Origin of the sequence: Isoptericola sp. NPDC060257 (assembly GCF_042726645.1) — a bacterium.
Classification (GTDB): domain Bacteria; phylum Actinomycetota; class Actinomycetes; order Actinomycetales; family Cellulomonadaceae; genus Isoptericola; species Isoptericola nanjingensis.
Genome location: NZ_JBHXAW010000253.1, coordinates 1 through 6,509 on the forward strand (window position 1 = coordinate 1; position 6,509 = coordinate 6,509).

Below are 6,509 nucleotides of genomic sequence, written 5' to 3' on the forward strand. Positions count from 1 at the left end.
CCGCCCCAACTCGGCTGCCACGGTCGACGAGATCTGATCCAGCGACCAGCTGAACTCCACGGACATTCGAAAGCTTTGAGGAAGTAGGACATCTTGCTCGACGTCAACGTCTTCGACGAGCTGCGTATCGGCCTGGCCACGGCCGACGACATCCGTGCCTGGTCGCACGGAGAGGTCAAGAAGCCCGAGACCATCAACTACCGCACCCTGAAGCCGGAGAAGGACGGGCTCTTCTGCGAGAAGATCTTCGGCCCCACCCGGGACTGGGAGTGCTACTGCGGCAAGTACAAGCGCGTGCGCTTCAAGGGCATCATCTGCGAGCGCTGCGGCGTCGAGGTGACGCGCTCGAAGGTGCGCCGTGAGCGCATGGGCCACATCGAGCTCGCCGCCCCGGTCACGCACATCTGGTTCTTCAAGGGTGTGCCGTCGCGCCTCGGCTACCTGCTGGACCTGGCCCCGAAGGACCTGGAGAAGGTCATCTACTTCGCGGCCTACATGGTCACGTGGGTCGACGACGAGGCCCGCCACGAGGACCTCCCGAACCTCCAGAACGAGATCGACCTGGAGAAGAAGGAGATCTCGGACCGCCGCGACAACGACATCAACACCCGTGCCGCCAAGCTCGAGGCCGACCTGGCCGAGCTGGAGGCCGAGGGCGCCAAGGCGGACGCGCGCCGCAAGGTGCGCGACTCCGCCGAGCGCGAGATGGCGCAGCTGCGCAAGCGTGCGGACCAGGAGCTGGACCGCCTCGAGCAGGTCTGGGACCGGTTCAAGAACCTCAAGGTCGCGGACCTCGAGGGCGACGAGATGCTGTACCGCCAGCTCGTCGACCGCTACGGCACGTACTTCGAGGGCTCGATGGGCGCCGCGGCGATCCAGAAGCGCCTCGAGAGCTTCGACCTGGAGGCCGAGGCCCAGTCGCTGCGCGAGACCATCCGGACGGGCAAGGGCCAGCGCAAGACGCGCGCGCTCAAGCGCCTGAAGGTCGTCAACGCGTTCCTCACGACGACCAACTCGCCCACGGCGATGGTGCTCGACGCCGTCCCGGTCATCCCGCCGGACCTGCGCCCGATGGTGCAGCTCGACGGTGGCCGCTTCGCGACGTCGGACCTCAACGACCTGTACCGCCGCGTGATCAACCGCAACAACCGGCTCAAGCGCCTGCTCGACCTGGGCGCGCCGGAGATCATCGTCAACAACGAGAAGCGGATGCTCCAGGAGGCCGTGGACTCGCTGTTCGACAACGGTCGCCGCGGCCGCCCGGTCACGGGTCCGGGCAACCGCCCGCTGAAGTCGATCTCCGACATGCTCAAGGGCAAGCAGGGCCGGTTCCGCCAGAACCTGCTCGGCAAGCGCGTCGACTACTCGGGCCGTTCGGTCATCGTGGTTGGCCCGCAGCTCAAGCTGCACCAGTGCGGCCTGCCCAAGCAGATGGCGCTCGAGCTGTTCAAGCCGTTCGTCATGAAGCGGCTCGTCGAGCTCAACCACGCGCAGAACATCAAGAGCGCCAAGCGCATGGTCGAGCGCACCCGCGGCGAGGTCTGGGACGTGCTGGAGGAGGTCATCCAGGAGCACCCGGTGCTGCTGAACCGTGCCCCCACCCTGCACCGCCTGGGCATCCAGGCCTTCGAGCCGCAGCTCGTCGAGGGCAAGGCCATCCACCTGCACCCGCTCGTGTGCGCCGCGTTCAACGCGGACTTCGACGGCGACCAGATGGCGGTCCACCTGCCCCTGAGCGCCGAGGCGCAGGCCGAGGCCCGCATCCTCATGCTCTCGAGCAACAACATCCTCAAGCCGTCGGACGGCCGTCCGGTGACCATGCCCTCGCAGGACATGATCATCGGTCTGCACCACCTCACCTCGGACCGCCCCGGCGCGACGGGGGAGGGGCGGGTCTTCTCCTCGCAGGCCGAGGCGATCATGGCCCTCGACCGCGGCGCGCTGGACCTCAACGCCACGATCAAGCTGCGGATGTCGGACCTCGTTCCGCCGACCAGCGGCTTCGAGGCCCCCGAGGGCTGGGAGCCCGGGCAGCCGCTGCTGTTCGAGACCACCCTGGGCCGCACGATCTTCAACGAGGCGCTCCCGATCGACTACCCGTTCCAGAACGGCGTCGTCGGCAAGAAGGAGCTCTCGACGATCGTCAACGACCTGGCGGAGCGCTACCCGAAGGTCGACGTCGCGACGTCGCTCGACGCGCTGAAGGACGCCGGCTACCGCTGGGCCACGCGCTCGGGCGTCACGATCGCGATCTCCGACGTCGCGATGCCGGAGGTCAAGAACGACATCCTGGACGAGCACGAGCAGCGTGCGCTGAAGGTCCAGGACCAGTTCGACAAGGGTCTGATCACCGACGACGAGCGCCGTCAGGAGCTCATCGAGATCTGGACCCAGGCCACCGACAAGATCGCGTCGGTCATGCGCGAGAACCTCGAGAGCAACTCGCGGAACACGCTGTACCGCATGGTGTCCTCGGGCGCCCGTGGTAACTGGATGCAGGTCCGCCAGATCGCCGGTATGCGCGGCCTCGTGGCGAACCCGAAGGGCGAGATCATCCCCCGCCCGATCAAGTCCAACTACCGCGAGGGCCTGTCCGTCCTCGAGTACTTCATCGCCTCGCACGGTGCCCGCAAGGGTCTGGCCGACACGGCGCTGCGTACCGCGGACTCCGGCTACCTGACCCGTCGCCTCGTCGACGTGTCGCAGGACGTCATCATCCGCGAGGAGGACTGCGGCACCGAGCGCGGCCTCACGCTGCCCGTCGCCGAGCGCATCGGCGACGTGCTGGTGCCGCACCCGCGCGTCGAGACGAGCATCTACTCGCGCACGTTCGCGACGGACGTCGTGGACGCGGACGGCAACGTCGTGGCCGAGGCGGGCTCGGACGCGGGCGACGTGATCATCGACAAGGTGATCGCCGCCGGCATCGAGAACGTCAAGGTCCGGTCCGTGCTGACCTGCGAGTCGCGCGTCGGCACCTGCGCCAAGTGCTACGGCCGCTCCCTGGCCACCGGCAAGCTGGTGGACATCGGCGAGGCCGTCGGCATCATCGCGGCGCAGTCGATCGGTGAGCCGGGCACGCAGCTGACGATGCGTACCTTCCACACCGGTGGTGTCGCCTCCGCGGAGGACATCACGCAGGGTCTGCCCCGTGTCACCGAGCTGTTCGAGGCCCGCACCCCCAAGGGCGAGGCCCCGATCGCGGAGTACACCGGCACCGTGGCGATCGAGGACACGGAGCGCACGCGCCACCTGGTCCTCACGCCGGCCGACGGCGGCGAGGAGATCCGCTACCCGGTGACCAAGCGTGCCCGCCTCCTGATCGCCGACGGCGATCAGGTCCAGGTCGGCACCCAGCTGGTCCAGGGCGCCGTCGACCCGAAGAAGGTGCTGCGCATCCTCGGCCCGCGTGCCACGCAGAAGCACCTGGTGGACGAGGTCCAGGAGACCTACCGCTCGCAGGGCGTGGACATCCACGACAAGCACATCGAGGTCATCGTGCGGCAGATGCTGCGTCGCGTGACCGTGCTCGACTCGGGTGACTCGCACCTGCTGCCGGGCGAGCTGGCGGAGCGCGTCCGCTTCGAGGACGCGAACCGTCGGGCCGTGGCGGAGGGTGGCCAGCCGGCCTCCGGCCGTCCGGAGCTCATGGGCATCACGAAGGCGTCGCTCGCCACCGACTCGTGGCTCTCGGCCGCCTCCTTCCAGGAGACGACCCGCGTGCTGACCGAGGCGGCGATGAGCGGTCGTCGTGACCCGCTGCTGGGCCTCAAGGAGAACGTCATCCTCGGTAAGCTCATCCCCGCCGGCACGGGCCTGCCCCGCTACCGGAACATCGAGGTCGAGCCGACCGAGCAGGCCAAGGCCGAGCTCTACCCGAGCTTCGGCTACGACGAGATCGACTTCCCGACGCTCGGTATGGGCTCGGGCGAGGCGATCCCGCTGGAGGACCTGGACTTCGGCGACTTCCGCTAGTCCGCTGATCCTCACCACGAGGTAGTCCGGGAGGGGCGCACGTCACAGCGTGCGCCCCTCCCGATCCTTTGACCCCGCTTGCTTCCGCGGGTAATCTTGGAAGCCGTGCCCGTGCCGTCGCGCGCGCATCCCGCTGTCAGCCCAGAGCGTTCTCGCTCGGGCCGGCTGCCGGAGGCGTCGCCGTCCTGAGCGCACAGGTACCCCGGGAAGATCGCTCGGACCGTCCGTGAGGGCGGGGGAGCTGAGCTGATCCGGGCCATCGAGCCGGTGGTAAGTGGCGTTGCGGTCCGTGAGGGCCGCGGGTGCCGCATGCGATCGGCACGCACCAGCCAGACAGACCACCGTCGAGGGCCGCCCGGCCCTCGTGAGCTCGAGAAGACGACGGAGACGTAGTGCCTACGATCCAGCAGCTCGTCCGCAAGGGCCGGTCCACGAAGGCCGTGGCGTCGAAGACGCCGGCCCTCAAGGACTCGCCCCAGCGGCGCGGCGTGTGCACCCGCGTGTACACCACCACCCCCAAGAAGCCGAACTCCGCGCTCCGCAAGGTCGCGCGCGTCAAGCTGCCCTCGGGTACCGAGGTCACGGCGTACATCCCCGGTGTCGGCCACAACCTGCAGGAGCACTCGATCGTGCTCGTCCGCGGCGGCCGTGTGAAGGACCTCCCGGGTGTCCGCTACAAGATCGTGCGCGGCGCGCTCGACACGCAGGGCGTGAAGAACCGCAAGCAGGCCCGCAGCAAGTACGGCGCGAAGAAGGAGAAGGCCTGATGCCTCGCAAGGGTCCGGCCCCCAAGCGGCCGCTCATCGTCGACCCCGTCTACGGGTCGCCCGTCGTCACCCAGCTGATCAACAAGGTCCTGCTCGACGGCAAGAAGTCCACCGCCGAGGCGATCGTCTACGGCGCCCTCGAGGGCGTCCGTGCCAAGACGGACCAGGACCCGGTCGTCGTGCTCAAGCGCGCGCTGGAGAACGTCCGCCCGGCCCTCGAGGTCCGCTCCCGCCGTGTCGGTGGCGCCACCTACCAGGTGCCGGTCGAGGTGCGCCCCGTGCGTTCCACGACGCTCGCGCTGCGCTGGCTCACGGACTTCTCGCGCGCCCGCCGCGAGAAGACGATGACCGAGCGCCTCATGAACGAGATCCTCGACGCCTCCAACGGCCTCGGTGCCGCCGTGAAGCGCCGCGAGGACATGCACAAGATGGCCGACTCGAACAAGGCCTTCGCGCACTACCGCTGGTGATGCGCACGGACGGCCCCGGGTGACCCCCGGGGCCGTCCGAGGATCCGGAACCGGCCGGCAGCCGGCCCTCCGGCCCGGCTTCCGACCTTCCACCGACAAGGGGTAAGACACCGTGGCACTCGACGTGCTGACCGACCTGAACAAGGTCCGCAACATCGGCATCATGGCCCACATCGATGCCGGCAAGACCACCACCACCGAGCGCATCCTGTTCTACACCGGTGTGAACTACAAGATCGGTGAGACGCACGACGGTGCGTCGACGATGGACTGGATGGAGCAGGAGCAGGAGCGCGGCATCACGATCACGTCCGCCGCGACGACCTGCTACTGGAAGAACAACCAGATCAACATCATCGACACCCCGGGTCACGTGGACTTCACCGTCGAGGTCGAGCGCTCGCTGCGCGTGCTCGACGGTGCCGTCGCGGTGTTCGACGGCAAGGAGGGCGTGGAGCCCCAGTCGGAGACCGTGTGGCGCCAGGCCGACAAGTACGACGTGCCGCGCATCTGCTTCGTCAACAAGATGGACAAGCTCGGCGCCGACTTCTACTTCACGGTCGACACCATCATCAACCGCCTCAAGGCGAAGCCGCTGGTCATCCAGCTGCCGATCGGCGCCGAGAACGACTTCGAGGGCGTCGTCGACCTGCTCGAGATGAAGGCGCTCACCTGGCGCGGCGACACCAAGATGGGCGAGGAGTACGCGGTCGAGGACATCCCGGCCGACCTCGTCGAGAAGGCCGAGCAGTACCGGGCCGAGCTCGTCGAGGCCGTCGCCGAGGCCGACGACGAGCTGCTCGAGAAGTTCCTCGGTGGCGAGGAGCTCACGGTCGCCGAGATCAAGTCCGGCATCCGCAAGCTCGTCATCCGGTCCGAGGCCTTCCCGGTCCTGTGCGGCTCGGCGTTCAAGAACAAGGGCGTGCAGCCCATGCTCGACGCCGTGATCGACTACCTGCCGACCCCGCTCGACGTCCCGGCCGTCCAGGGCCACGACGTCAAGGACGCCGAGAAGATCATCGAGCGTCGTCCGGACGAGACGGAGCCGTTCTCGGCCCTCGCGTTCAAGGTCGCCACGCACCCGTTCTTCGGCAAGCTCACCTACGTCCGCGTCTACTCGGGCAAGGTCGCGCAGGGCGCTCAGGTCCAGAACTCGACCAAGGGCAAGAAGGAGCGCATCGGGAAGCTCTTCCAGATGCACTCCAACAAGGAGAACCCGGTCGAAGAGGCGCACGCCGGGCACATCTACGCCTTCATCGGGCTCAAGGACGTCACCACCGGTGACACGCTCTGCGAC

4 protein-coding genes are annotated in these 6,509 nt (G+C 68.1%); all 4 read left to right on the forward strand.

The features are described from left to right. Positions 1-93: 93 nt before the first annotated feature. A complete protein-coding gene (locus tag ACFWEK_RS17190) occupies positions 94-3,975 on the forward strand; it encodes a DNA-directed RNA polymerase subunit beta' (RefSeq protein WP_430547434.1) in 3,882 nt (1,293 codons plus the stop codon). 392 nt (positions 3,976-4,367) lie between these two features. Further along, the gene (gene rpsL, locus ACFWEK_RS17195) at positions 4,368-4,742 is read left to right on the forward strand and encodes a 30S ribosomal protein S12 (protein WP_430554821.1); all 375 of its coding nucleotides are present in this window, start codon (positions 4,368-4,370) and stop codon (positions 4,740-4,742) included. Further along, complete coding sequence (gene rpsG, locus ACFWEK_RS17200) at positions 4,742-5,212, forward strand: 30S ribosomal protein S7 (protein WP_429764774.1); 471 nt, start codon at positions 4,742-4,744, stop codon at positions 5,210-5,212. The genes rpsL and rpsG overlap by 1 nt, the downstream gene beginning before the upstream one ends. A 112-nt stretch (positions 5,213-5,324) precedes the next feature. After that, positions 5,325-6,509: elongation factor G (locus ACFWEK_RS17205; protein ID WP_430554822.1), on the forward strand; the 1,185-nt coding region annotated here is incomplete at its 3' end.

Excerpts from the sequence above, each read along its gene's own strand:
- rpsG (WP_429764774.1), top strand. The coding sequence starts at position 4,742 with ATGCCTCGCAAGGGTCCGGCCCCCAAGCGGCCGCTCATCGTCGACCCC.